At 36.1% G+C, this 25,538-nt stretch carries 19 protein-coding genes and 4 pseudogenes; 19 read left to right on the top strand and 4 right to left on the bottom strand.

Annotated features, from left to right (window positions below):
* The gene (gene yaaA / locus SRT_RS10195; RefSeq protein ID WP_128833984.1) at nt 1-366 is read right to left on the bottom strand and encodes a S4 domain-containing protein YaaA; all 366 of its coding nucleotides are present in this window, start codon (nt 364-366) and stop codon (nt 1-3) included.
* Between the two features lie 78 nt (nt 367-444).
* Here yaaA and yfmF point away from each other — a divergent pair, with 78 nt between their 5' ends.
* The 17 genes and pseudogenes from yfmF (at nt 445) to rpsD (ending at nt 18,166) form a co-directional block, all read left to right on the top strand.
* Nucleotides 445-1,692, top strand: a complete 1,248-nt coding sequence (gene yfmF / locus SRT_RS10190) for an EF-P 5-aminopentanol modification-associated protein YfmF (protein WP_128833983.1) — start codon at nt 445-447, stop codon at nt 1,690-1,692.
* Nucleotide 1,693: 1 nt separating this feature from the next.
* Nucleotides 1,694-2,986, top strand: a pseudogene (gene yfmH, locus SRT_RS10185) (EF-P 5-aminopentanol modification-associated protein YfmH).
* Between the two features lie 72 nt (nt 2,987-3,058).
* Nucleotides 3,059-4,035 (top strand): annotated as a pseudogene (locus SRT_RS10180) (helix-turn-helix domain-containing protein).
* Nucleotides 4,036-4,046: 11 nt separating this feature from the next.
* On the top strand, nt 4,047-4,589 hold the full coding sequence (gene pgsA / locus SRT_RS10175; protein ID WP_002262451.1) for a CDP-diacylglycerol--glycerol-3-phosphate 3-phosphatidyltransferase: 543 nt from the start codon (nt 4,047-4,049) through the stop codon (nt 4,587-4,589).
* 3 nt (nt 4,590-4,592) lie between these two features.
* The gene (locus SRT_RS10170; protein ID WP_128833982.1) at nt 4,593-5,435 is read left to right on the top strand and encodes an energy-coupling factor ABC transporter ATP-binding protein; all 843 of its coding nucleotides are present in this window, start codon (nt 4,593-4,595) and stop codon (nt 5,433-5,435) included.
* Nucleotides 5,411-6,253, top strand: a complete 843-nt coding sequence (locus tag SRT_RS10165) for an energy-coupling factor transporter ATPase (protein WP_128833981.1) — start codon at nt 5,411-5,413, stop codon at nt 6,251-6,253. Before SRT_RS10170 ends, SRT_RS10165 begins: the two co-directional genes overlap by 25 nt.
* Nucleotides 6,246-7,040 (top strand): energy-coupling factor transporter transmembrane component T family protein, encoded by a 795-nt coding sequence (locus SRT_RS10160; protein WP_128833980.1) that lies wholly within the window; start codon nt 6,246-6,248, stop codon nt 7,038-7,040. Before SRT_RS10165 ends, SRT_RS10160 begins: the two co-directional genes overlap by 8 nt.
* Before the next feature lie 187 nt (nt 7,041-7,227).
* Nucleotides 7,228-8,100: an aggregation-promoting factor gene (apf, locus tag SRT_RS10155; protein ID WP_128833979.1), complete on the top strand. Its 873-nt coding sequence runs from the start codon at nt 7,228-7,230 to the stop codon at nt 8,098-8,100.
* Nucleotides 8,101-8,257: 157 nt separating this feature from the next.
* Nucleotides 8,258-8,861 (top strand): annotated as a pseudogene (locus SRT_RS10150) (transglycosylase SLT domain-containing protein).
* Nucleotides 8,862-9,233: 372 nt separating this feature from the next.
* The gene (mnmA, locus tag SRT_RS10145; protein ID WP_128833978.1) at nt 9,234-10,355 is read left to right on the top strand and encodes a tRNA 2-thiouridine(34) synthase MnmA; all 1,122 of its coding nucleotides are present in this window, start codon (nt 9,234-9,236) and stop codon (nt 10,353-10,355) included.
* A 61-nt stretch (nt 10,356-10,416) separates the two neighbouring features.
* On the top strand, nt 10,417-11,049 hold the full coding sequence (locus tag SRT_RS10140; protein WP_128833977.1) for an RpiB/LacA/LacB family sugar-phosphate isomerase: 633 nt from the start codon (nt 10,417-10,419) through the stop codon (nt 11,047-11,049).
* A 126-nt stretch (nt 11,050-11,175) separates the two neighbouring features.
* Complete coding sequence (mnmG, locus tag SRT_RS10135; RefSeq protein ID WP_128833976.1) at nt 11,176-13,071, top strand: tRNA uridine-5-carboxymethylaminomethyl(34) synthesis enzyme MnmG; 1,896 nt, start codon at nt 11,176-11,178, stop codon at nt 13,069-13,071.
* Between the two features lie 79 nt (nt 13,072-13,150).
* Nucleotides 13,151-15,124, top strand: a complete 1,974-nt coding sequence (locus SRT_RS10130; RefSeq protein WP_128833975.1) for a DHH family phosphoesterase — start codon at nt 13,151-13,153, stop codon at nt 15,122-15,124.
* A 1-nt stretch (nt 15,125) separates the two neighbouring features.
* Complete coding sequence (rplI, locus tag SRT_RS10125; protein ID WP_128833974.1) at nt 15,126-15,578, top strand: 50S ribosomal protein L9; 453 nt, start codon at nt 15,126-15,128, stop codon at nt 15,576-15,578.
* Nucleotides 15,579-15,610: 32 nt separating this feature from the next.
* Nucleotides 15,611-16,975, top strand: coding sequence for a replicative DNA helicase (dnaB, locus tag SRT_RS10120; protein WP_128833973.1), 1,365 nt, complete (start codon nt 15,611-15,613; stop codon nt 16,973-16,975).
* 13 nt (nt 16,976-16,988) lie between these two features.
* Nucleotides 16,989-17,260, top strand: a pseudogene (sprV, locus tag SRT_RS10115) (transcriptional regulator SprV).
* A 294-nt stretch (nt 17,261-17,554) separates the two neighbouring features.
* Nucleotides 17,555-18,166, top strand: coding sequence for a 30S ribosomal protein S4 (rpsD, locus tag SRT_RS10110; protein WP_128833972.1), 612 nt, complete (start codon nt 17,555-17,557; stop codon nt 18,164-18,166).
* 40 nt (nt 18,167-18,206) lie between these two features.
* Here the strand turns inward: rpsD and SRT_RS10105 are convergent, their stop codons facing one another.
* Complete coding sequence (locus tag SRT_RS10105) at nt 18,207-18,713, bottom strand: TetR/AcrR family transcriptional regulator (protein WP_128833971.1); 507 nt, start codon at nt 18,711-18,713, stop codon at nt 18,207-18,209.
* Nucleotides 18,714-18,890: 177 nt separating this feature from the next.
* Between SRT_RS10105 and SRT_RS10100 the strand changes: the two genes are divergently transcribed.
* Entirely contained in the window at nt 18,891-21,401 is a 2,511-nt protein-coding gene (locus tag SRT_RS10100; RefSeq protein ID WP_128833970.1) for a YhgE/Pip domain-containing protein, read from the top strand.
* Between the two features lie 319 nt (nt 21,402-21,720).
* A complete protein-coding gene (locus SRT_RS10090; protein ID WP_002262432.1) occupies nt 21,721-22,062 on the top strand; it encodes a metal-sulfur cluster assembly factor in 342 nt (113 codons plus the stop codon).
* A 117-nt stretch (nt 22,063-22,179) separates the two neighbouring features.
* Here SRT_RS10090 and ilvD read toward each other — a convergent pair whose 3' ends face one another.
* Together ilvD and SRT_RS10080 are read right to left on the bottom strand one after the other, a co-directional pair.
* Complete coding sequence (ilvD, locus tag SRT_RS10085; RefSeq protein WP_128833968.1) at nt 22,180-23,895, bottom strand: dihydroxy-acid dehydratase; 1,716 nt, start codon at nt 23,893-23,895, stop codon at nt 22,180-22,182.
* Between the two features lie 211 nt (nt 23,896-24,106).
* On the bottom strand, nt 24,107-25,483 hold the full coding sequence (locus tag SRT_RS10080) for an NAD-dependent succinate-semialdehyde dehydrogenase (protein WP_128833967.1): 1,377 nt from the start codon (nt 25,481-25,483) through the stop codon (nt 24,107-24,109).
* Nucleotides 25,484-25,538 lie beyond the last annotated feature (55 nt).

The raw sequence follows: 25,538 nt of genomic DNA, 5'->3' as shown, positions 1-25,538 counted from the left end.
TTAAGTGCCAGGAAATTTAATAGTTTTTTTAGGTTTGGTACTTGTTTTCTGTTTGTTTTGTTGTTTTTTCAATTTGTTGAGTTTTTTGACAAAAGCTGCTACTCGTTCTTTTTCAGCCAGATTTTTTAAGTAGTTATCCCTTTCTTTTGAAGAAGGTTTAATAATAGTAATAAAGATATCTAAATTTGGAATGCTAATTTGGTCTCCTAGACGAAGTTTTTTACCACGACGTGTCTCAGGTTGACCATTAAATAAGATTTCTGTATTGGCCAAATAAGATTTTATGGCTCCTCCGCTTGGAATGATTCCCAAATTTTTCAAAAGGGCTTGTAATGTAATGTAGTCACTAAAGAGTTTATATTCCATAATTCCTCAACTTTCTCTTAAGATAATTATAGCATAAAATGATATAATTGAACGGAATAACCAATTAAAGGAAGATCTATGAAATTAGCCCAAGATGTGCAGTTACACTTACTTAAAACAAGTCAATTTAAGACGAATCATATTACCTTTCGCTTTTCTGGTGAATTAGATAGTAAAACGCTTGCTCGTCGTGTTTTAGTTGCTCAGATGCTTGCAACTGCTAATAATATTTATCCAACATCTCAAATTTTTAGAGAAAAGTTGGCCAATTTATATGGCGCTCAGTTTTCGACCTGCATATCAAAAAAAGGAAAGGTTCATATTGTTGATATAGATATTTCTTTTGTATCTGATAAATTTATTTTGGAAGGAAAGTCAATCTTAGGAGAAATTATCCATTTCTTAAGAGCGGCACTTTTTGAACCTCTCATTTCAGTAGAGCATTATCAAAGTAAAAGTTTTGATCTTGAAAAAGAAAATTTAATGAGATATTTACAATCTGACAAGGAAGATTCTTTTTATTACAGTCACTTAGAGTTACAAAAACTCTTTTTTAAAGATGACGTGCTAAAATATTCAAAATATGCTACTGCAGAGTTAGTAAGCGCTGAAAATTCTTATACAACGTATCAGGAATTTCAAAAAATGTTAAAAGAAGATCAGATCGATATCTTTGTTTTGGGTGATTTCGATGAATACCAAGTTTTACAAACTATTGAAGAATTCCCTTTAGAAGATCGCCAAAAAACATTGACCTTTGATTACCAACAAGAGTATTCGAAGATTGTTCAGGAAAAAGTTGAACAGCAAGAAAACCGACAGTCTCTTTTACAACTAGGCTATCATTTTCCTATAGCCTATGGGGAAGGTGATTACTATGCCCTACTTGTTTTTAATGGTCTTTTGGGAGTTTTTCCTCATTCTAAATTATTTACTGAAGTTCGAGAAAAAAGAAGATTAGCTTATAATATTGGAAGTTATTTTGATGTTTACACGGGTTTACTTCAAGTTTACACCGGTTTTGACAGTAAGAAAAGACAGCAGATATTTCAGTTGATAACAAAGCAATTCAATGATTTAAAATTAGGTCGGTTTTCAAGTCATTTATTACTTCAAACAAAAAAGATGTTAATAAACAATATGCAATTATTTGAGGACAATCCCAAAAATAGAATTGAAATGCATTATAATCATTGTGTTTTTGGGGATAAATGTTTAGATCTGAAAGAATGGATTGACAGAATTGACAATGTTAGTAAAGAAGATATTGTCAAAGTAGCTAGTCTCATTAAGTTACAATCTATTTATTTTTTAGAAGGAGAGTAATTTGGCAGCAACAAGATTAAAGAGACGAAAATTTCCAACCATCAATGAAGAATTTTACTATAATCAACTAGAAAATGGTATGACTGTTTTTCTGATACCTAAAGAATCATTTAAGGAAACTCTTGCTGTAATGAGCAGTCGCTTTGGTTCATTTGACACAAACTTTACAGTTGATGGTAAAAAGAAATCTTATTTAGCAGGCATTGCTCACTTTTTAGAACATCAGTTATTTGAAATGAATAATCAGAAAGATGCTGCTTATGAATTTACAAAATTAGGTGCAGAAAGCAATGCTTACACAACCTTTGATAAAACAATTTATTACTTTTCAACAGCTGATAATATTAAGAAAAATTTAGATTTATTACAGGAGTTTACCAGTCAAATAAACTTTACAGATATGTCAATTGAAAAAGAAAAGAAAATCATAACTCAAGAACTTAATATGTACCAAGATGATTCTGATGATTATCTCTACCAAGTTATTTTATCTAAACTTTATCCTCAAACCTCTTTAGCAGAAGATATTACTGGAAATAAAGATAGTATTGATAAATTAACAAAAATAACTTAGAGGAAAATTTTTCATTATTTTTATCAACCTGAAAATTTAACTCTTTTAGTGGCAGGAGACTTTGATGTTAAAAGGGTTTATAAAGATATTGTTACTACTCAAAGGCAGTTACCAAACAAACCAAAATTTGAAATTAAACGTTCCCCTTTAAAGTTACTACCAATAACTCCAGCGAGTTCAATGCAAATGGATATTTCTATTTCAAAATTAGCAGTAGGTTTTCGCTTTAATTTTATTAAGAAAAACTAAAAATCTTTGATGAAGGAAAAATTACTTTTAAAGCTCTTTTTTATTCTTTTGTTTGGTTGGACATCAGAGCACTATCAGCAATGGTATGAAGATAGAAAAATTGATGATTCTTTTGAGCTAAAAATTGAAGTGTCAACTTCTTATCAATTTGTTGTCATTTTGCTTGACACTAAAGAGCCAATAGCAATGTCTAACAAGATTAGGCAGACAATTAAGAAGTTTAAGACAGATACCAATCTTTCTGCCTCACATTTACAAACAGTAAAAAAAGAGTTATATGGTGATTTTATTGGGAGTTTAGATTCACTTGAGGCTCTTTCTAGTCAATTTATAGATAATTTATGGGGAGAAGAAACTTATTTTGATTTTCCTACTGTTTTGCAAAATATAGAAATAAAAGATGTATTGGAATTTGGAGAAAAAATAACAAAGGAAATGCAGCTAACCGATTTTACATTATTTCCAAAATAAACAGAAAATCTATTTAAAATTTGTTATAATAAACAAGATTAGTATAGATAAAGGAACTGAGGTAAGGTAAACATGAATAAGATAGGTGATACTCTACGTGATGCCCGTATTGAAAAAAAATTGAGTTTTGATGATGTTGTAGATAAAACCGGAATTGCTCCTCACTACATATTGGCAATGGAGTTAGATCAACTTAAATTATTACCAGAAGGCAAAACAAATGAGTATTTAGAAAAATATGCTCAGGTTGTTGGCTTAGATCCGGTTTCTATTATTCATGGTTATCGCAATCAGGAAATGAGCGATGAACTTATTCTACCTTCTTCTGCAGAATTAGCTGCTTCTCCAGATAGCAATATAGAGAAGAAAGATGAAGAAAAATCAATTGAAGAACCTCAAGAGTTAGCCATTGATAGTTTGGATGTTACTCAAAATATTACAGAAGAGAGTCCACAAATAGAAGATTTTAAGGTTAAATCAGAAGAGGTAAGTGAAAAAATAGAAACAATACCATCTCGACTTAGTAAATACGATTATGATGAAGAACCGAAAAGAAAATTCCATGGGCTTTAATTCTGCTAATTTTACTTGCTTTAGCTATTATCAGTTATGTTGGATATGTGGTTTATAATCAGCTGCAAACTGATTCAAATAAGACCGAATTAAGTACCTCTACGAAAAAATCTAAGGATACTAAAAATAATGCCAATTCAACGACACAAAGTCAGACAAGCATAACAACAGACTTTGCTGATGGTGGAAATAACATCACCCTAAGTAATACTAATGGAAAAGTAGAGGTTACCTTTACTTTGACAGGGGATGAAGAAAGTTGGGTTTCAGCAACTAACACTGCTGATGGAGAATCTGGAACAACTCTAACAGCAACTGATAAAACTTATACTGTTACTTTAGCAGAAGGTTCAACAACATCTATGCTGACAGTCGGTTCACCTAGCAGTGTTGAAATTGCGATTAATGGTCAAAAAGTGGATACTACAAACCTTGTTAATGCTGGTTTGACTAATATTAATTTGACAGTCCAATAAAGGAGTTTTGAATGGCTAAGAAGGAAAATATCCCTAATTTATTAACGTTAATCAGAATTTTATTAATTCCAGTCTTCTTACTTCTAACATCTGTGACTAGTAGTGTCACTTGGCATATTATTGCAGCTATTATTTTTGCTGTGGCAAGTTTAACTGACTATTTGGATGGTTACTTAGCACGTAAGTGGAAAGTTGTTACTAATTTTGGTAAATTCGCAGATCCGCTTGCTGATAAGATGTTAGTCATGAGTGCTTTTATCATACTTGTTGGTCTTAACTTAGCGCCAGCTTGGATTTCCGCTATCATTATTTGTCGTGAATTAGCTGTAACAGGACTACGTTTACTTTTAGTTGAAACAGGTGGTGAAGTTTTGGCTGCTGCTATGCCAGGAAAAATTAAAACAGCTACTCAAATGTTTTCAATTATCTTATTGCTTTGCCATTTTGAATTTGTAGGAACTATTCTGCTTTACATAGCTCTCTTCTTTACGCTTTATTCAGGTTATGATTACTTCAAAGGAGCTGGCTTTCTTTTTAAGGATACCTTTAAATAAAAAATGACAGATAAAATAATTGAGTTAAAAAATGTTACTTTTCGCTATGATGAAAATCAGGAAAAACCAACCTTAAATAATATTTCGTTTCACGTGAAACATAGAGAATGGTTATCAATTATTGGCCATAATGGTAGTGGTAAATCAACAACAGTACGCTTAATTGACGGACTCTTAGAGGCTGAATCAGGCCAGATTTTGATAGAAGGTCACAAATTATCAGAGGACAATGTTTGGGATATTCGCCATAGAATTAGTATGGTTTTTCAAAATCCTGACAATCAATTTGTTGGGGCAACTGTAGAAGATGATGTTGCTTTTGGTCTTGAAAATAAAGGAATTCCTTTAAAAGAGATGAGAGAACATGTTGCAGAAGCTTTGAATCTTGTTGGTATGTCTGATTTCAAAACACGAGAACCAGCTAGATTATCAGGGGGTCAAAAGCAAAGGGTGGCTATTGCGGGTGCAGTGGCTATGCATCCCAACATTATCATTTTAGATGAGGCTACTAGTATGTTAGATCCAGAAGGTCGTTTAGAGTTGATTGGAACGATTCAAAAAATTCGTGAACAATATGGTATGACAGTCATTTCAATTACACATGATTTGGATGAGGTAACACTTAGTGATCGTGTGTTGGTGATGAAAAACGGACAAATTGAATCTAGCTCAAGTCCAAGAGAGCTCTTTTCGCGAGGAGATGAACTTTTGGATCTAGGGTTAGACATCCCTTTTACCTCAACTATTATAAAAGCATTGCGAAAAATTGGCTTTACATTCGATAATCGTTATTTACTAGAAAAGGAACTGGAAGATAAGTTATGGGCATTAATCTCCAAGAAGTAAGTTACACTTATCAAGCGGGAACACCTTTTGAAGGTCGTGCCCTTTTTGACGTTAGTTTGGAGATTAAAGATGGCAGTTTTACAGCTTTTATTGGTCATACGGGTAGTGGCAAATCAACAATTATGCAATTGTTAAATGGACTGAATACACCAACTGAAGGAACAGTCCTTGTTGATGATGTTGCTATTAGGTCAGACTCTAAAAATAAAGATATTAAAAATATTCGTAAAAAAGTTGGTTTAGTCTTTCAATTTCCAGAAAGTCAACTTTTTGATGAAACAGTTTTAAAAGATGTTGCTTTTGGCCCACAAAATTTTGGTATTTCAAAAGAAGAAGCAGAAAAATTAGCACGGGAAAAACTAGCTATGGTAGGTATTTCTGAGGAACTGTTTGAAAAGAATCCTTTTGAATTATCTGGTGGTCAAATGCGCCGTGTAGCTATTGCTGGTATATTAGCAATGGAGCCTAATATTCTCGTTTTGGATGAACCAACTGCTGGTCTTGATCCTAAAGGACGGCGTGAACTAATGACCTTGTTTAAGGAGCTTCATCAAGAGGGAATGACTATTGTTTTGGTCACTCATTTGATGGATGATGTTTCTAATTATGCAGATTGGGTTTATGTTTTAGAAAAGGGACGGATTGTTCTATCTGGTAGTCCAAAATCAGTTTTTCAAGAAATTGAATTTCTGGAAAGTAAACAATTGGGGGTTCCTAAAATTACCCAATTTGCTGCTCATTTGCGTGAAAGAGGGATGACTTTTGATGCTCTACCTATTACTTTAGAAGAATTTGTGGAGGCGATTGAGAATGAATAATCTTATCCTTGGGCGATACATTCCGGGTGATTCTCTCGTTCATCGTCTGGATCCAAGAAGTAAATTGTTATCAATGCTTATTTTCATTATTGTCGTTTTTTGGGCTAATAATGTTCTTACAAATCTCTTAATGCTTGTTTTTACAATGATTCTGGTTTTTTTATCGCATGTAAAAATTAGCTTTTTTCTAAAGGGTTTGAGACCAATGATTGGTTTAATCCTCTTTACAACACTTTTTCAAGTTCTTTTTACACAAAATGGCCATGTTTTATTTCATTTATGGATTATCAAAATAACTGATTCTGGTATTGGGCAGGCAGCTTTGATTTTTATGCGTTTTGTTTTAATCATTATTTTTTCAACGCTTTTAACTTTGACAACAACGCCACTCAGTTTAGCAGATGCAGTCGAGTCACTTTTAAAACCTTTAGAACCTTTAAAAGTACCTGTTCATGAGATTGGTTTAATGCTATCATTAAGTTTACGATTTGTTCCAACCTTGATGGATGATACAACACGAATTATGAATGCTCAAAGAGCACGTGGTGTTGATTTTGGTGAAGGAAATTTGATACGAAAAATTAAATCTATCATTCCTATTTTAATTCCGCTTTTTGCATCTAGTTTTAAAAGGGCAGATGCTTTAGCAACAGCAATGGAAGCGCGTGGTTATCAAGGTGGTGCAGGACGTAGCAAATACCGTTTATTAAAATGGACTTATAAGGACAGCTTGGCTATTGTTGGTATTTGTTTGCTTGGCTTTATTTTATTTTTATTAAAAAAATGAGAAGACACTTCGATTCTATGAGAAGTTAATTTTTTCAGATAAGTATGGAATCGCTTTTCTTAAAAGGAAAAGAAGGCAGTTACTTTTTCTAATCACAACTTAATTGTAATATTTTTAATACTACTCTAAAAAGCAAGTAATATAACTACTGTATCATGTATATATAATTTGTCTAAAGGAGAAACTAATGTCTATTAAAAATATTTTAGAAAACAAAACGACAACAATTAAAGCTAGTTTTGCAGGAATTGCAACAGCAGCTAGTTTAATTTTACCTATGGCAGTACAGGCAGAAACTACTACTACTTATACTGTAAAATCAGGTGATACTTTATCAGAAATTGCTTCAACACACGGAACAACTGTTGATAAGCTTGCTAAGTTAAATAAAATTAATAATATCCATCTTATTCATGCTGGTCAAATTTTAGAATTAGATACAGCAACAGAAGCTCCCGCTGCAACGCCAGTACAAGAAAGTCAAATAAATGAAGCTGAAGCAGCAGCCCCAGTATCTGCTGAAACTAGTCAAGCGAGCGAAGTGACGACAACAGCCCCAGTACAAGAAAGCCAAACAAGTGAAGTTATAACTTCAGCGCCAGCTGAAACCAGTCAGGCAAGCGAAGTACCAACTGAAACCAACCAAAAAAATGAAGTAAGTTCAGCAGTATCGGTTGAAACCAGTCAAACGAGTGAGGCGACGACTTCAGCTCCAGCGGAGACTAGTCAAATAAGCGAAGCAACGACAGCGGAACCAACTGAGACCAGCCAAAAAAATGAAGTAGCAGCTTCAGCTGAAGAAAACCAAACAACAATGAATACTAGCGATTTAAGCACATCTGATGCAGCTGCAAAAGAATTCATCGCTCAAAAAGAATCAGGTGGTAATTATAATGCTAAAAATGGTCAATATTATGGACGTTATCAATTGAGTGATTCTTACTTGAATGGTGATTTATCAGAAGAAAATCAAGAACGTGTAGCAGATGCTTATGTATCAAGTCGCTACGGCTCATGGACTGCAGCTCAAGCTTTCTGGAATGCTAATGGTTGGTATTAAATTTTATAGATATAGATGCAAAATACTCAAAATTTTAATATTTTGGGTATTTTTATTTAATCTAAATGTAATTGTAATATTTTTAACATAAAAACAAAATCAAAGTAATATTTAATCGATATTATAGAAATCGAGGTAATGAAAGGAATTAAGTTTTATGTATAGTAGAGTCAAAAAATCGAAATTCAGAAAAATGCTGAAAAGTCAATTTTGGGTTTTACCATTTTTGTAGGGTTTGCCTCCTTTTTACAGGTGAATCAGTCAATACAGAAGCACATATTAAAAAATCAGAATCTGTTCTTGCTCACACTGCACAGGCTCAAGAAGTGAGCCAAGATCAACAGATAACTTCCGCTGAACTAACTTCCTCTCCTTCAGAAGAAGCCTCTTCAGAAGCAATAACAGAGGTTGCAGCAACTGAACCAACTGATAATGCGAATTATAATACTGCTTATGCCTCTCAGGCAGCTCAAGCAGCTAATGTCAATCATAATGGTAATCTTACTAATGGCAACACTGCTGGTGCAGCTGGTTCAGAAGCAGCGGCTCAAATGGCAGCAGCAACTGGAGTTTCTCAGTCAACTTGGGAATATATTATTGCACGAGAATCAAATGGCCAAGTCACTGCAGCTAATGGTTCAGGAGCTTCAGGTCTCTTTCAAACTATGCCTGGTTGGGGTTCAACTGCAACAGTTCAAGATCAGGTTAATTCAGCTATCAATGCTTATAAGGCCCAAGGTTTATCAGCTTGGGGTATGTAATTTAGAAAAAACACTTATTATCCTCTGCACCTCAAAAGTTAGATATAAAATCTGGCGAATGAGGTGCTTTTCTTATGGATAGATGATATTTGATTTTCATGAGGTGAAGACTAATATTATTTTTATTAAATGCTTGTTATACTTATGGCATTTTATTTTATGTTATAATATGATTTGCGCTGATGCGCATTCAAAATCGACCTTCAAATCGATATTTGAATAACTAGACCCTTCAAGTCTATGTTAAAAAATAATTGAGCTTGAGCTAAGTCTTCAGAAAAAAAGTCTAGAAAATCCTGATTTTTTGGTATTTTCCTATTTTTTTGTTGGATTTTATGCACAAGTATCTTACATTTGATGGGAGGATTATCAATGACAGATAATTCAAAAACACGTGTCGTTGTTGGCATGAGTGGTGGCGTTGATTCGTCGGTGACAGCTCTGCTTTTAAAAGAGCAAGGTTATGACGTGATTGGCGTTTTCATGAAAAACTGGGACGATACAGATGAATTTGGCGTTTGTACAGCTACTGAAGATTACAAAGATGTGGCTGCGGTAGCAGATCAGATTGGCATTCCTTACTACTCTGTCAACTTTGAAAAAGAGTATTGGGATCGTGTCTTTCAGTATTTCTTAGCGGAATATCGTGCAGGACGCACACCCAATCCAGATGTCATGTGTAACAAGGAAATCAAATTTAAAGCCTTTCTTGATTATGCTATGACCCTTGGTGCGGATTATGTGGCGACTGGACATTATGCGCAAGTGTCACGTGATGCAGATGGGACTGTCCATATGTTGCGCGGAGCGGATAACAACAAGGATCAAACTTACTTTTTGAGTCAGTTATCACAAGAACAGCTGCAAAAGGTAATGTTTCCTTTAGGACATTTGCAAAAGCCACAAGTTCGTGAAATTGCAGAAAAGGCAGGATTGGCAACAGCTAAGAAAAAAGACTCGACAGGAATATGCTTTATTGGTGAAAAGAATTTTAAAGAGTTTTTGAGTAACTATTTGCCAGCTCAAAAAGGTCGTATGATGACTATTGATGGTCGTGATATGGGAGAACATAATGGCTTAATGTACTATACCATTGGTCAACGTGGCGGCATGGGAATTGGTGGGCAAAAAGGTGGAGATAATGCACCTTGGTTTGTTGTAGGGAAAGATTTGTCTCAAAATATTCTCTACGTTGGGCAAGGTTTCTATCATGACGCACTTATGTCAACTAGCTTGACAGCTAGTCAGGTTCATTTTACACGAAATATGCCAGATAAGTTTACATTAAATTGCACAGCTAAGTTTCGTTATCGTCAACCAGATAGTAAAGTAACTGTCAAGGTAAACGGTGACAAAGCAGAAGTTTTTTTCGATGAACCCCAACGTGCTGTTACACCTGGTCAAGCAGTTGTTTTCTATAATGAAGATGAATGTCTTGGCGGTGGACTTATTGACAATGCCTATCAAGAAGAAAAAGTTTGCCAGTATATCTAATTTGACAATCTTGTCAATATGCTAAAAGTAGAGCTTATAAACAGATTGCTAGGAGTTTGAAATGAAAATTGGTGTTATTCAAGCGAGTACAAGGACAGACCTCAATCAACTTCTTTTTGAGGCGGTCAAACAGGCAGCTGGAAATCAGCATGAAATTGTCAATTTTGGAGTCTTTCCGCAAGAAACTGAAAATTATTCCTATGTTGAAGTGGCTATCATGATTAGTCTACTTATTGAAACTGGGGCTATTGATTTTATGGTTTCTGGTTGCTCGTCTGGTCAAGGAATGATGATGGCATGTAATAGTTTGCCTGGTTTACGAGCTGGTTTTGTTCAGACACCGCAGGATGCTTTTCTCTTTGGTCGTATCAATAATGGAAATGTTGCTTCACTTTCTCTGGGTTTAAATTTTGGTTGGGCTGGGGAGTTGAATTTGCAATATGTCTTAAATGAGTTATTTCATGGGGAATTCGGTATTGGTTATCCACCAGAAGTAGCTGAGCGAAAACGTGAAGAAGCACAACTTCTACTTACTTTAAATGATATAACTAAAAAATCATTTTTAGAAATTATTGATCAACTTGACGAAGCATTGCTTTTTAAGATTTTAAAAAGAAAAGATTTGACAGCTTATCTTTTTGAGCACGGGAGCAACTCTCTGCTATTAGAACGATTACAATTTTTTAGAAATTGATTTTTAAGATGAATTTGATAAAATAAATATAACAATAATCATGATGGTCAAAGCTCATGAGAATTGTTGGTCTTTTGACCTACAATTTTCGAGGGTTTTGACTATTTTTGTGTTTGGGAGATAGAAATGACACACGAATTTACTGAAAACTATGATGTTATTGTCATCGGCGCTGGTCATGCTGGTGTGGAAGCCAGTCTTGCTACTAGTCGTATGGGCTGTAAGACTTTACTGGCCACTATTAATTTGGAAATGTTGGCTTTTATGCCTTGTAATCCTTCAATTGGTGGTTCTGCTAAGGGGATTGTCGTTCGTGAGATTGATGCTCTTGGCGGTGAGATGGGAAAGAATATTGATAAGTCCTATATTCAAATGCGAATGCTCAATACGGGTAAGGGTCCGGCAGTACGTGCTCTACGTGCACAGGCTGATAAGGCACTTTATGCTCGCAACATGAAACATACGGTTGAACAACAGGAAAACTTAACCTTACGTCAATCTATGATTGATGAAATTTTGGTTGAAGATGGTAAAGTTATTGGTGTTAGGACGGCGACGAATCAGAAATACAGCGCTCAGGCTGTCATTGTGACAACTGGTACAGCATTGCGCGGTGAGATCATTTTAGGCGAATTAAAATATTCATCTGGTCCTAATAATAGTCTCGCTTCGGTAACTTTGGCAGATAATTTGAGAGATTTAGGTCTGGAAATTGGCCGCTTTAAAACGGGAACACCGCCACGAGTTAAGGCTAATTCTATTCATTATGATGAAACTGAAATTCAGCCCGGAGATGAGAAACCGAATCACTTCTCGTTTATGTCCAAAGATGAAGATTACCTTAAAGATCAGATTCCTTGTTGGCTGACCTATACCAATCAAAGTAGTCATGATATTATTAATAAAAATCTTTACAGAGCACCTATGTTTTCAGGTATTGTCAAGGGTGTGGGACCACGTTATTGTCCTTCTATTGAGGATAAGATTGTCCGTTTTGCTGACAAAGATCGTCATCAGCTTTTTTTAGAGCCTGAAGGACGTGAAACAGAAGAAGTCTACATTCAAGGTCTGTCAACGAGTTTGCCAGAAGATGTTCAAAAAGATTTGGTCCATTCGATTAAAGGACTGGAGAATGCTGAAATGATGCGGACTGGCTATGCTATTGAATATGATATTGTTCTGCCTCATCAATTGCGGGCAACTCTGGAAACCAAGAAAATCTCAGGGCTATTTACGGCTGGTCAAACAAATGGGACGTCTGGTTATGAAGAAGCCGCTGGTCAAGGAATTATCGCTGGTATCAATGCTGCCCTTAAAATTCAAGGAAAACCAGAATTGATCCTCAAGCGTAGCGATGCTTATATTGGTGTTATGATTGATGACTTGGTTACTAAAGGAACCCTTGAACCTTATCGTTTACTAACATCGCGTGCGGAGTATCGTCTGATCTTACGTCATGACAATGCAGATTTACGCTTGACAGAAATTGGCCATCAGATTGGTCTAGTGAATGATGAACACTATATGCGGTTCCAAATCCGTAAAAATCAATTTGACAATGAGTTGACAAGGTTGTCAAGTATAAAACTAAAACCAGTCGCTAAAACAAATAAACGTATTGAAGAACTTGGTTTTAAGCCCTTGACAGATGCTTTGACAGCAAAAGAATTTATGCGTCGACCAGAAATCAATTATGCCATTGCAACAAGTTTTGTCGGCCCTGCAGCGGAAAACTTAGATGATAAGGTCATTGAACTTCTAGAAACCGAAATCAAATACGAGGGCTACATTAACAAAGCCCTTGATCAAGTTGCAAAAATGAAGCGAATGGAAGAAAAGCGAATTCCTAAAAATATTGACTGGGACGCTGTTGATTCTATCGCGACAGAGGCTCGTCAGAAATTTAAGAAAATTAATCCAGAAACTATTGGTCAGGCCAGTCGCATTTCTGGAGTGAATCCAGCCGATATATCAATCCTTATGGTCTATCTTGAAGGAAAGAATAGAAGTCGTACAAGATAAAATGAAAGGAATTCCTCTTTGTCCCTTCTATATTTTATAAGAGTTTTATGATATAATTAGGGCTTAAGAGGTTTAGATAATGAAAAGATTTCGTTTTGCCACTAGCCATTTAATCATGATTGGAATGATTTTGTTTGGAATTTTGGCTATTAGTGCGCGTGTTTTTCCAGATTCACCACTGTTAATGTTTATTATTTTTTTGACCTGTGTAGCTGTAATCATACTGCTTTACTATCAAAAGAATATTTATGAAATTTCTGAATTAGAGCAGATTGAACTCTTAAATAGCCAAACTGAAGGTAAGCTGATTACTATGCTTGATCAGATGCCGGTAGGTGTTATTCAATTTGATCCTGAAACAGATAAAATTGAGTGGTTTAATCCTTTTGCAGAGTTAATTTTCACGAAGGAAGACGGTGAATTTGACGGTGAATTTATCAGCAGTGTCATTAAAAATAGAAAAGAAGGTTCTGTTGATCAAACGATGGAAGTTGGGGATAATAAATATTCTGTTGATATAGATTTAGACAATGGTATTTTTTATTTTTTCAATTTATCCAGAGAAAGTGAGGATCAAAGGCAAGGATTAGATTTACAACCTGTCATTGGTATTATATCTATTGATAATTATGATGATACGATTGAGTCTTTAGCAGATGCAGATGTTTCTCAAATTAATGGCTTTATTGCTAATTTTATTTCTGAATTTGCTCAAAGTAAGGAAATTTTTTATCGCCGTGTCAATATGGATCGTTTTTATTTCTTTACAGATTATAGTGTCTTAGATCAACTCATTCAAGATAAATTTGAGGTATTAGAGCAATTTAGAAAGGGGGCTCAAGAGCGCCAGCTTCCGTTAACTTTAAGTATGGGGATTTCCTATGGCAATGCAAATCATAGTCAAATTGGACAAATTGCTTTGAAGAATCTGAATATTGCTCTTGTCCGTGGTGGCGACCAAGCTGTTATCCGTGAAAATGACGAACATAAGAAACTGCTTTATTTTGGTGGAGGGACAGTCTCAACTATTAAGCGTTCACGTACTAGGACACGCGCTATGATGACTGCTATTTCTGATAAAATTAAAACAGTGGATAGTGTCTTTGTTGTAGGGCATAAAAATCTTGACATGGATGCTTTGGGAGCTTCTGTTGGAATGCAGGCTTTCGCAAACAATATCATTGAACATGCTGCTTATGCTGTCTATGATGAAGATAGTATGAGTCATGATGTAGCAAGAGCTGTCAATCGTTTAAAGGAAGATGGACATACTCAACTTTTAACAGTCAAAGAGGCTATAGAACAAGTAAGTGATAATTCTCTTCTTGTCATGGTGGATCATTCTAAATTGCAACTAACGTTGTCAAGAGAGCTTTACAATAAGTTTACAGAAGTTATTGTGATTGATCACCACAGAAGAGATGATGATTTTCCAGAAAATGCTATTTTAACCTTTATTGAAAGTGGAGCAAGCAGTGCTAGTGAATTAGTAACAGAGCTCTTACAGTTCCAAAATGGGAAATACCATCTCAGTAAAATTCAAGCTAGTATTGTTATGGCTGGGATTATGCTTGATACAAAAAGTTTCTCGACTCGTGTAACAAGCCGGACCTTTGATGTAGCCAGCTATTTACGTACGCTTGGCAGTGACAATGTTGAAATTCAAAATATTTCAGCTCTTGATTTTGATGAATACCGTTTAATTAATGAACTTATTTTACGTGGCGATCGTATTTTACCAAATTTTGTTGTTGCTACTGGAGAAGATGACATCAGTTATTCCAATGTTATTGCTAGCAAGGCTGCTGATACTATGTTAAATATGGCTGGGATTGAGGCTACCTTTGTTATTACTAGAAATGACGAAAGAACAGTTTGTATATCCGCGCGGAGCCGCAATAAAATTAATGTTCAACGGATTATGGAAGAAATGGGTGGCGGTGGCCATTTCAACTTAGCAGCCTGTCAATTAAAAGGTACAAGTGTTAAAGAAGCCCGCAAACTCTTATTAGAAAAGATAAAAGAAGAATTTACAGGAAACGAGGAAGCTTAAGATGAAAGTTATTTTTTTAACAGATGTCAAAGGTAAAGGTAAGAGAGGGGAAGTAAAAGAAGTTCCTACAGGCTATGCTCAGAATTTTTTAATTAAGAAAAATTTGGCTAAGGAAGCCACAAAGCAAGCTATTAATGAGTTAAAAGGAAAGCAAAAATCTGAAGAAAAAGCTCAAGCCGAACTTTTAGCTGAGGCTAAAGCCGTTAAAATTAAACTTGAACAAGAATCAACGCTTGTTCAATTCAGTGAAAAGGTTGGTCCAGACGGTCGTACTTTCGGTTCTATTACAGCCAAAAAAATTTCTGAAGAATTAAACAAACAATTTGGGATCAAACTGGATAAACGTCATATTAAATTAGATCATCCGATTCGAGCAATTGGTTTAATTGAAATTCCTGTAAAACTTCACAAAGATATTAATGGCATCATTAAACTTCAAATTAAAGAAGCTTAAATGAGAATGTAAATGGGTTAGGAGGTGAAATTGTGCCAGAGACTCCAGAATTACGAGTACAGCCTCAAGATTTAGTTGCGGAACAATCTGTTCTAGGTTCTGTTTTTATATCGCCAGAGAAATTGATTGCTGTTCGGGAATATATTGATCCTGAAGATTTTTACAAATATGCTCATCGTGTTATTTTTAAAGCGATGATTAGTCTTAGTGATCAAAACGATGCCATTGATGCGACAACCGTTCGTGCTATTCTTGATAATCAAGGAGATCTTCAGAATATTGGTGGGATTTCCTATCTGGTTGAATTGGTTAATAGTGTGCCAACCAGTGCTAATGCTGAGTATTATGCTAAAATTGTAGCTGAGAAAGCTATGCTTCGGCGGATTATTTCACGCTTGACAGAAGCTGTTAATCAAGCTTACGAAGGTGCAATAAACTCTGAAGATATTGTTTCAGGTGCGGAAAAAGCCCTGATTGATGTTAATGAGCGCAGTAATCGTAGTGGATTTCGTAAAATTTCAGATGTGCTTGCTGTCAACTATGAAAATTTAGAAGTTCGTTCTCAACAAACAACAGATGTTACAGGACTTGCTACTGGTTTTCGGGATCTTGATAAGATTACAACAGGTTTACACCCAGATCAACTTATTATTTTAGCTGCTAGGCCAGCGGTAGGTAAGACGGCTTTTGTTCTTAATATTGCCCAAAATGTTGGCACTAAAATGAATCGTCCAGTTGCTATTTTTTCTCTAGAAATGGGAGCTGAAAGTCTGGTTGATCGTATGCTGGCTTCAGAAGGAATGGTTGATGCCCATAATTTACGAACAGGTCAGTTAACCGAACAGGATTGGCAAAATATAACGCTTGCACAAGGGACTCTAGCTGATGCACCAATTTATATTGATGACACTCCGGGAATCAAGGTTACAGAGATTAAGGCACGTGCTCGAAAATTAGATCAGGAACTAGAGGAAGGATTAGGATTAATTGTCATTGACTACTTGCAATTAATCACAGGTACACGACCTGAAAATCGCCAACAAGAAGTTTCTGATATTTCGCGCCAGTTAAAAATTCTTGCTAAGGAACTTGGGGTTCCTGTCATTGCTCTTAGTCAGCTATCTCGTGGTGTTGAGCAGCGTCAAGATAAAAGACCTGTTCTTTCTGATATCCGTGAGTCGGGGTCTATAGAACAAGATGCTGATATTGTAGCCTTTCTTTATCGTGATGATTATTACGATAGAGGAGACAAGGATGAAGGGCAAGAACAATTGGTAGATAATACAATAGAGGTTATCTTGGAAAAAAATCGTGCTGGTGCTCGAGGAACAGTAAAATTAATGTTCCAAAAAGAATATAATAAATTTTCTAGTATTGCCCAATTTGAAGAGAGATAGGAGAAATGAAACAATGAGTGACGCATTTGCAGATGTTGCCAAAATGAAAAAAATAAAAGAAGAAATTAAGGCTCATGAAGGTCAAGAAGTTGAATTGACTCTTGAAAATGGTCGTAAGCGTGAAAAAATAAAATTGGTCGTTTAATTGAAGTCTATTCATCTTTATTTATTGTAGAATATAAGGATAAAGCTTCTGTTCCGGGTGAAATTGATAATACTTATGTAGAATCATACACTTATTCAGATATTCTGACTGAGAAAACATTAATACGTTATTTTGATTAATTCCAATAAATGAATAAAGTGTCTGACTTTGAAAAAGGAACAAGGAATAATGTATGACTATGTCTCGTTCTCAAAAACTGAGACACATACCGATGAAAAGTTTGGCTTTACAAAGCCTTTTTTCTATGTTACAATACTTTTTGTGTGAAATAGCAGCAGAAGAATATGGAGCTCGTCAACAGGTGTCTTAGGATAAAGTAACCTTAGCTGTTTAGGCGAAAGGCATCTGCACGAATCAGGATTCTTCAAGTGACTATTTCCTCAATTATATTATTTTTTATAGGAGGACATGATATGTCACGTTATACAGGACCATCATGGAAAAAATCACGTCGCCTTGGCTTGTCTCTTACAGGCACAGGTAAAGAATTAGCACGTCGTAACTATGTGCCAGGTCAACATGGACCAAATAACCGTAGCAAACTTTCAGAATATGGTTTGCAATTGGCTGAAAAACAAAAACTTCGTTTCTCATACGGTTTAGGTGAAAAACAATTCCGTAATCTCTTCGTTCAAGCAACTAAAATTAAAGGTGGAATCCTTGGTTACAACTTTATGCTTCTTCTTGAACGCCGTCTTGACAATGTTGTTTACCGTCTTGGTTTAGCAACAACTCGTCGTCAAGCTCGTCAATTTGTAAATCATGGTCACATCCTTGTTGATGGTAAACGTGTTGATATTCCATCATACCGCGTTGAAGTTGGTCAAGTGATTTCAGTTCGTGAAAAATCATCTAAAGTACCCGCCATTCTTGAAGCTGTTGAATCTGTAGTAGGACGTCCAGCATTCGTATCATTTGATGCTGATAAACTTGAAGGTTCATTGACACGTCTTCCAGAACGTGATGAAATCAACCCAGAAATTAACGAAGCACTTGTCGTTGAATTCTATAACAAGATGCTTTAATTCATTTATTTTATTCAAGAAGCCATTTCAAATGGCTTTTTTAATGCATCATTTTAATAATGAAATTGGTCATTTGTCTAGGACTTTCTATCTTTCCTCGAGCAATCCACATTTGGCAGACACCAAATAAAGCGTTAGTAACATACATCGTTCCATATTCTTTTTCGACATCTGTCAGTTTTTTATTGTGAAAGCTATTTTGAATAGTAATAGAAAGACCATATTGTAAATCTTGCGTAATTAGGATTTTAAATTTATTTTTAAGAAATTCTTGAATTTCTTTAGTGCCATTTTCTGAAAGTAAAGCAGCAAATAAGGGCTCTCGGTTAAGGAATTCAAATACTTCTAAAATAGCGCCTTCTTGGTTAGCTGAATTCTTATCAAAAATATATTCTAATTTACTAAAGAGTGTTTGTTGATAGATATCGATCATCTCATATTTATCTTTATAATGAGTATAAAAACCACTGCGACTGATATGAGCTGCTTTTGCTAGTTCAGTCGTTGTGATAGCATTAAAATTTTCTCTTTCTAATAAATGTGCCATGGCTTTTTCAAGAGCTTGCTTTGTTTTTCTTTTTTTGTGTTTTTCATCTCAAGGTCTCCTTTTGCACAAAATTATACACAGTGTCTAAAAATAGTTTTTTAATCTTGTCAAATAGATAATAACTAGTATAATTTATTATATCAAATATTTAGACAGAATGTATAAAAAAGGAGAAAAATGTTAACGGAATTAAAAGCGGTTTTAAAAAAGCCTATGCTTTGGATTACGATGGTAGGAGTAGCCCTTGTCCCTGCCTTATATAATATTATCTTTTTGAGCTCTATGTGGGATCCTTATGGCAAAGTATCAGATTTACCTGTTGCAGTTGTTAATAAAGATAAAACGGCAACTTATGAAGGAAAGAAGATGACTATCGGTAAAGATATGACTGATAATATGGTCCGTAATAAAAGTTTGGACTATCATTTTGTTGATAGCGAAAAAGCTCAAAAGGGACTTGAAAAAGGTGATTACTATATGATCATTACTTTACCAGAAGATCTTTCTCAAAATGCGGCTAGTGTTTTAACAGATGAACCTAAAAAGCTAACGATTCCTTACCAAACGTCTAAAGGACATAGTTTTGTTGCCTCTAAAATGAGTGAAACTGCTGCTAAGACTTTAAAAGAGTCTGTATCGAAAAACATTACAAGTTCTTACACCAAATCACTTTTTAAGAGTATGTCAACCTTAAAAACAGGTCTTGGCAGTGCGGCTAATGCTAGTCAAAAAATAGCGACTGGTTCAAAACAGTTAGCAAATGGCAGTCAAGTGATGACTGATAATCTGAATGTACTTTCAAATTCAAGTCAAACATTTGCTCAAGGGGCTAATACCTTATATTCGGGCTTAACAGCTTATACGGGAGGTGTCGGTCAGCTTTCTGCAGGTTTAAATAATTTAAACAATGGTTTGATAGCTTATACAAATGGGGTTGGTCAGTTAGCAAATGGCAGCAGCCAACTGAGCAATCAATCTCAGAAGCTTCTAGGAGGTGTTGCGCAATTAGCGAATGGTTCTGCTTCTATTCAACAATTGGTTAATGCTAGTAGTCAGTTGAATCAAGGACTTATTAAGCTGTCAACAGCAACAGGTCTTTCTGAAGAACAAGTTCAACAGTTTAGCTCATTGATTAATCAGTTGGGAACTTTGAATCAAAGTATTCAAAATTACAGTGATAATGGGACAGCAACGACTGCAAACAGTCCTGATCTTAGTACGTATTTATCTGCCATTACAACAGCAGCTCAAGCAATTGTTAATTCAGGAAATACGTCTCAGCAAACAACAACTAATCAGTCTAATGCATTGGCCGCAGTCCAAGCTACAGGTGCTTATCAAAGATTATCCGCTGAGGATCAATCAGAGATTGCTGCAGCTTTGGCCAACACTGGCAGTTCAACAACAACGACAACTACAGGTGCTGATGCAAATGCAGTGTCACAAGCCCAAGCTATCCTAAACAATGTCCAAAGTATTCAAAGTGCCTTATCTACTGTACAGACAACAACTGCTAATACGCCAACAAGTCCATCAGCCAGCTTGGCTCAAATTAAAAATATAGCTAATTCTGTATTACCTAGTGCGGCAACTTCTTTGACAACCTTGTCAAGTGGTTTGACACAAGCAAAAACAGTTCTTGATTCGCAAGTAGTCCCTGTCAGCACAGCTCTTGCTAATGGTACGGCTCAATTAGGCTCTACTTTTTCAACAGGCGCCAATTCCTTGATGACAGGAGTAGGCCAATACACTAATGCAGTTGATACTCTTAGTTCAGGAGCTAATACTTTGGCCGCTAAAAATAACCAGTTAACAGATGGTACAAGTCAATTGGTAAATGGTGCTGATCAATTAAATAGCAACTCTGGACAATTAACGAAAGGGACTGCACAGTTAGCAAATGGTGCTAATCAAATAGCGACAGGAGCTGGCAAATTGGCCTCAGGTGGGGAAAGTTTAACAGAGAGCTTGACAACTTTGTCAAGTGGTAGTGGAGAACTGTCGAAAGCTTTGTCAGGTGCTAAAAATAAATTATCATTAGTAGCAGTTGCCAATGATAATGCTAAGGCTTTGTCAAGCCCTGTCACTATCAAGCATACAGATAAAGATAATGTCAAAACAAATGGTGTTGGAATGGCTCCTTATATGATGTCAGCAGCTTTAATGGTCATGGCAATTTCAACCAATACTATCTTTAGAGCAGCACTTTCTGGTAAGCAAGCTAAAACCTTACGAGAATGGATAGATCAAAAGTTAGCAGTCAATGGCTTGATTGCTGTGGCTGGAGCTATTATTCTCTATTTTGGTGTTCATATTATTGGTTTATCGGCTAATTTTGAACTAAAAACCTTAGGATTAGTCATTCTTACCAGTATCACTTTTATGGCCTTAGTGACAACTTTGGTAACTTGGCATGATAAATTCGGCTCTTTTGCTGCTTTAATTTTACTTTTACTACAATTAGGGTCCAGTGCAGGAACCTATCCCTTAGCTGTTACAGATAAGTTTTTCCAAGTTGTCAATCCGTATTTACCAATGAGTTATTCGGTTTCTGGTTTACGAGAAACCATTTCTATGGCTGGTACAATTGGTAATCAACTACTAGCGCTGAGCTTATTTTTCCTTACTTTTGCTGCTTTAGGACTGTTAACCGCTCGAAGGAGGATTAGGTCTGTCAAAGTATCCTAAAAACTATTTTCTATTACTTTTGTTTTATTGGAGTCCTTCATCTCTATAGTAGGCAATATCTGCTGCAAAGATGATAGGACTTTTTCTTTCGTTTCTAACTAACACTAAGAAAAGAATCACAAAAAAGTTTATGCTTGGTTTGAGTTTAGGAGATTTTTCAGATTTTAAATGAAATGTCATTTTAATTTGAAAGAAGGTCCTCTTGTTTACGTAAAAAGAAACCATTTTTATAAAAATGATAATTATCGAGTATTAGGCATTGAAAAAAATGTCTATTTATGGGAAAATATAGCAAATGACTTTAGTAAAGGAGCAGGCAATGCGAGATGATATTAAAATAAATGACCGAGCAGCAGCGATTGGCGACCAACTGATCGAAAAACTTGAAAAAATTTATGATCCAGAGATTGAATTGGATATTTACAATCTTGGTTTGATTTATGAAATTGATTTAGATGAAGAAGGCTTCTGCAAGCTAGTTATTACATTTACTGAAGTCAATTGCGGTTGTGTTGATACCCTGCCTGCGGAAATTATTGATTCCCTGTCAGAGATTGAAGGGATTAATAAGGTTGGTGTTGAGGTTGTTTGGTCACCAGCTTGGAAGATGACACGGATTAGTCGATTTGGCAGAATAGCATTGGGAATCAGCCCTAAATAATAAATAAAAACTCTCAAAAAAACTGCAATATGCAATAACTGTTTTTTGAGAGCTTTTATTTTATCAAGCGAAAGAAAAAGATCGATTTAAGCGATCTTTTTAATATTTGAATTGATTTCATTTTTTGCCAGTTTCTTCAGGCTTCCAAAAGTCTGTTACGGCTCCCCTAGAAGCAGATGAAACGATGTGAGCGTATTTACCAAGGACACCGCGTGAATAGAGCGGTGGTAATTCAATGATCTCTTGGCGATGTTTTAATTCTTCATCGGAGATATCAAAGTGTAATTCCTTAGTGTCTTGGTCAATAGTGACTATGTCTCCTGTTTGCAGGTAGGCGATTGGACCGCCATCTTGTGCTTCAGGAGCGATATGACCAACGACAAGACCATAAGTACCACCTGAGAAGCGGCCATCTGTCAGAAGGGCAACTTTTTCACCTTGCCCTTTACCAACAATCATTGATGAAAGGGAAAGCATTTCAGGCATACCAGGACCGCCCTTTGGTCCTACAAAACGTACGACGACAACATCGCCATCAACAATATCATCATTCAAGACAGCTTCAATGGCTTCTTCTTCAGAATTAAAGACCTTAGCAGGACCGACATGACGACGCACCTTTACACCAGAAACTTTGGCAACGGCACCGTCTGGAGCCAAATTACCATGGAGAATAATGAGCGGACCATCTTCACGTTTAGGATTTTCAAGCGGCATAATAACCTTTTGACCAGGTGTTAAATCATCAAAAGCCTTCAAGTTTTCAGCGACTGTTTTGCCAGTACAAGTGATACGGTCACCATGAAGGAAGCCGTTTTTAAGGAGATATTTCATAACTGCTGGTACCCCTCCGACCTTGTAAAGGTCTTGGAAGACATATTGACCAGATGGTTTCAAATCAGCCAAATGAGGAACTTTTTCTTGGAAAGTATTAAAATCATCAAGTGTCAATTCCACATTAGCAGCATGGGCAATAGCTAAGAGGTGAAGGGTTGAGTTGGTTGAACCTCCTAGAGCCATGGTTACAGTAATGGCATCTTCAAAAGCTTCACGTGTTAAAATATCAGAAGGTTTTAAGCCCATTTTAAGCATTTTGACAACGGCGCGGCCAGCTTCTTCAATATCTGCTTTCTTTTCTGCGGATTCAGCAGGGTGAGAAGATGAGCCCGGAAGGCTAAGTCCTAAAACTTCAATAGCTGTCGCCATTGTGTTAGCCGTATACATACCACCGCAACCTCCAGGCCCGGGACAAGCATTACATTCTAAAGCTTTAACTTCTTCTTTGGTCATATCACCGTGGTTCCAATGGCCGACGCCTTCAAAGACAGAGACTAAATCGATATCTTTGCCATCTAAATTACCGGGTGCAATGGTTCCGCCGTAAGCAAAAATGGCTGGAATATCCATGTTAGCCATAGCGATAACAGAACCGGGCATATTTTTATCACAACCGCCAATAGCTACAAAAGCATCCGCATTATGACCTCCCATAGCTGCCTCAATAGAATCTGCAATGATATCACGAGATGTTAAGGAAAAACGCATTCCTTGGGTTCCCATGGCGATTCCATCAGAAACCGTGATTGTTCCAAACTGAACTGGCCAAGCACCAGCGTCCTTAACACCGACTTTGGCGAGTTTACCAAAGTCATGTAAGTGGATATTACAAGGTGTGTTTTCAGCCCAAGTTGAAATGACACCGACGATAGGTTTTTCAAAGTCTTCATCTTGCATACCAGTTGCACGCAGCATAGCACGATTAGGTGATTTAACCATTGAATCGTAGACAGAACTGCGATTTCTTAAGTCTTTAAGAGTTTTTTTGTCAGTCATTTGACCGCTTCCTTTCATCACATCATATAGTCATTCAATGTAGAAATTTTACACACCATCATTATAGCACAAATAATCGTTGTCATCATTATAATTATTGTAAAATTCTATCAATTTCTAATCATGATGGGAAATACCTATCAATGATAGCAAAATCTCCTAGACTCAATCAGAGTCTAGGAGATTAACAACTTAAAACTTTTTGATTAATTTATTGTTTGGGAATGAAAACTAAATGTTCATTGACAAAAGCATCAAATCCGAGATTGCTGAGTTCACGTCCGTAACCTGAGTTTTTGATACCCCCGAATGGAATTTCTGGGTGAGAAGTCCAGCCAGAATTAATAAAGGACATTCCTGTTTCGATTTTAGCAGCAACAGCTTTTGCGTGTTCAAGGTCTTTAGAGAAAACCGTTCCGCCAAGTCCGTAACTAGAATCATTGGCTAAGGCAATAGCTTCTTCTTCTGTATCAACTTTGTAAATGGAAGCTACTGGGCCAAAAATTTCTTGATTGTAGATTGGGTTTTTCTTAGTAATATCGGTCAAGACAGTTGGGAAAACAAAGTTTCCTGGATGGTTAATTGCTTCATTGCCATAAACCACACGAGCTCCGTTATCAGCAGCTAACTTGATTTGACCAAGAACTTCTTCCTTAGCTTCAACTGATGACAAAGGCGCAAGCGTTGTTTCAGGATCCATCGGGTCACCCCACTTGGCTGTTTTGAAGGTTTCAACAACCATATCAAGAAATTTCTTGTAGTTTTCTTCACCAACAACAATGAAACGTTTGGATGATGTACAAACTTGACCTGCATTGTAAAGGCGTGCAAAGAAAATAGTATCTTTTAAGAGATCAAAATCAGCATCTTCTAAAATGAGAAAGGCATCATTACCACCGAGTTCAAGAGCAGATTTCTTAAGGTTTGCTCCCGCTTCGGCAGCAATAGAAGCACCACCACGTTCAGAACCGGTTAAGGCTACCCCTTGAATACGAGGGTCAGCAATAGCCTTGTTAACTTGGTCATAAGTAAGGAAAAGATTCTTAAATGAACCTTCAGGAGCGCCTGCTTCTTTAACCAAATCTTCAAAAGCCTGAGCAGAAGCAGGACAGATAGAAGCATGTTTCAAAATAGTTGGGTTGCCAATCATAAAATTAGGAGCAAAAACACGCATAATTTGATAGAATGGGAAGTTCCATGGTTCAACCATAAAGAGCACACCAACTGCTTGCTTGATGTAGTAGGCATCACCATGAATAGGTTCAAATGCTTTTGGTTCTAAAAATTCTTCAGCCTTATCAGCAAAATAGTCAGCGATTTCTGCACACAGTTCAACCTCGCCTTTAGCTTCTGTAAAAAGTTTTCCCATGTCCTTGGTCATGACTTCGGCGTATTTATCCACATCGCGGCGAAGGATATCCGCAACTTTATGCAACTGAGCTTTACGTTCTGCTAAGCCACCTTCAGCACGCCATTTTTTGTAAAGCGCATGTCCAGTCGCCAATGCTTTTTCCAAATCGGCATCGCTATTATTCGCAAATTCCTTTAAAACTTCATTAGTATAGGGATAAGTTGTCTTATAAGCCATAATTTTTCCTCCATTTTTCAGTTAAATTAATTATAGCATTTTTGAAACCGATTTC

Origin of the sequence: Streptococcus troglodytae (genome assembly GCF_002355215.1) — a bacterium.
Taxonomy (GTDB): Bacteria; Bacillota; Bacilli; order Lactobacillales; family Streptococcaceae; genus Streptococcus; species Streptococcus troglodytae.
The sequence above is the reverse complement of the archived record's forward strand: the minus strand, read 5'-3'. Positions and strand labels throughout refer to the sequence as shown.

Excerpts from the sequence above, each read along its gene's own strand:
- yaaA (WP_128833984.1), bottom strand. The coding sequence starts at position 366 with ATGGAATATAAACTCTTTAGTGACTACATTACATTACAAGCCCTTTTG.
- yfmF (WP_128833983.1), top strand. The coding sequence starts at position 445 with ATGAAATTAGCCCAAGATGTGCAGTTACACTTACTTAAAACAAGTCAA.
- pgsA (WP_002262451.1), top strand. The coding sequence starts at position 4,047 with ATGGCTAAGAAGGAAAATATCCCTAATTTATTAACGTTAATCAGAATT.
- SRT_RS10170 (WP_128833982.1), top strand. The coding sequence starts at position 4,593 with ATGACAGATAAAATAATTGAGTTAAAAAATGTTACTTTTCGCTATGAT.
- SRT_RS10165 (WP_128833981.1), top strand. The coding sequence starts at position 5,411 with ATGGGCATTAATCTCCAAGAAGTAAGTTACACTTATCAAGCGGGAACA.
- SRT_RS10160 (WP_128833980.1), top strand. The coding sequence starts at position 6,246 with ATGAATAATCTTATCCTTGGGCGATACATTCCGGGTGATTCTCTCGTT.
- apf (WP_128833979.1), top strand. The coding sequence starts at position 7,228 with ATGTCTATTAAAAATATTTTAGAAAACAAAACGACAACAATTAAAGCT.
- mnmA (WP_128833978.1), top strand. The coding sequence starts at position 9,234 with ATGACAGATAATTCAAAAACACGTGTCGTTGTTGGCATGAGTGGTGGC.
- SRT_RS10140 (WP_128833977.1), top strand. The coding sequence starts at position 10,417 with ATGAAAATTGGTGTTATTCAAGCGAGTACAAGGACAGACCTCAATCAA.
- mnmG (WP_128833976.1), top strand. The coding sequence starts at position 11,176 with ATGACACACGAATTTACTGAAAACTATGATGTTATTGTCATCGGCGCT.
- SRT_RS10130 (WP_128833975.1), top strand. The coding sequence starts at position 13,151 with ATGAAAAGATTTCGTTTTGCCACTAGCCATTTAATCATGATTGGAATG.
- rplI (WP_128833974.1), top strand. The coding sequence starts at position 15,126 with ATGAAAGTTATTTTTTTAACAGATGTCAAAGGTAAAGGTAAGAGAGGG.
- rpsD (WP_128833972.1), top strand. The coding sequence starts at position 17,555 with ATGTCACGTTATACAGGACCATCATGGAAAAAATCACGTCGCCTTGGC.
- SRT_RS10105 (WP_128833971.1), bottom strand. The coding sequence starts at position 18,713 with ATGGCACATTTATTAGAAAGAGAAAATTTTAATGCTATCACAACGACT.
- SRT_RS10100 (WP_128833970.1), top strand. The coding sequence starts at position 18,891 with ATGTTAACGGAATTAAAAGCGGTTTTAAAAAAGCCTATGCTTTGGATT.
- SRT_RS10090 (WP_002262432.1), top strand. The coding sequence starts at position 21,721 with ATGCGAGATGATATTAAAATAAATGACCGAGCAGCAGCGATTGGCGAC.
- ilvD (WP_128833968.1), bottom strand. The coding sequence starts at position 23,895 with ATGACTGACAAAAAAACTCTTAAAGACTTAAGAAATCGCAGTTCTGTC.
- SRT_RS10080 (WP_128833967.1), bottom strand. The coding sequence starts at position 25,483 with ATGGCTTATAAGACAACTTATCCCTATACTAATGAAGTTTTAAAGGAA.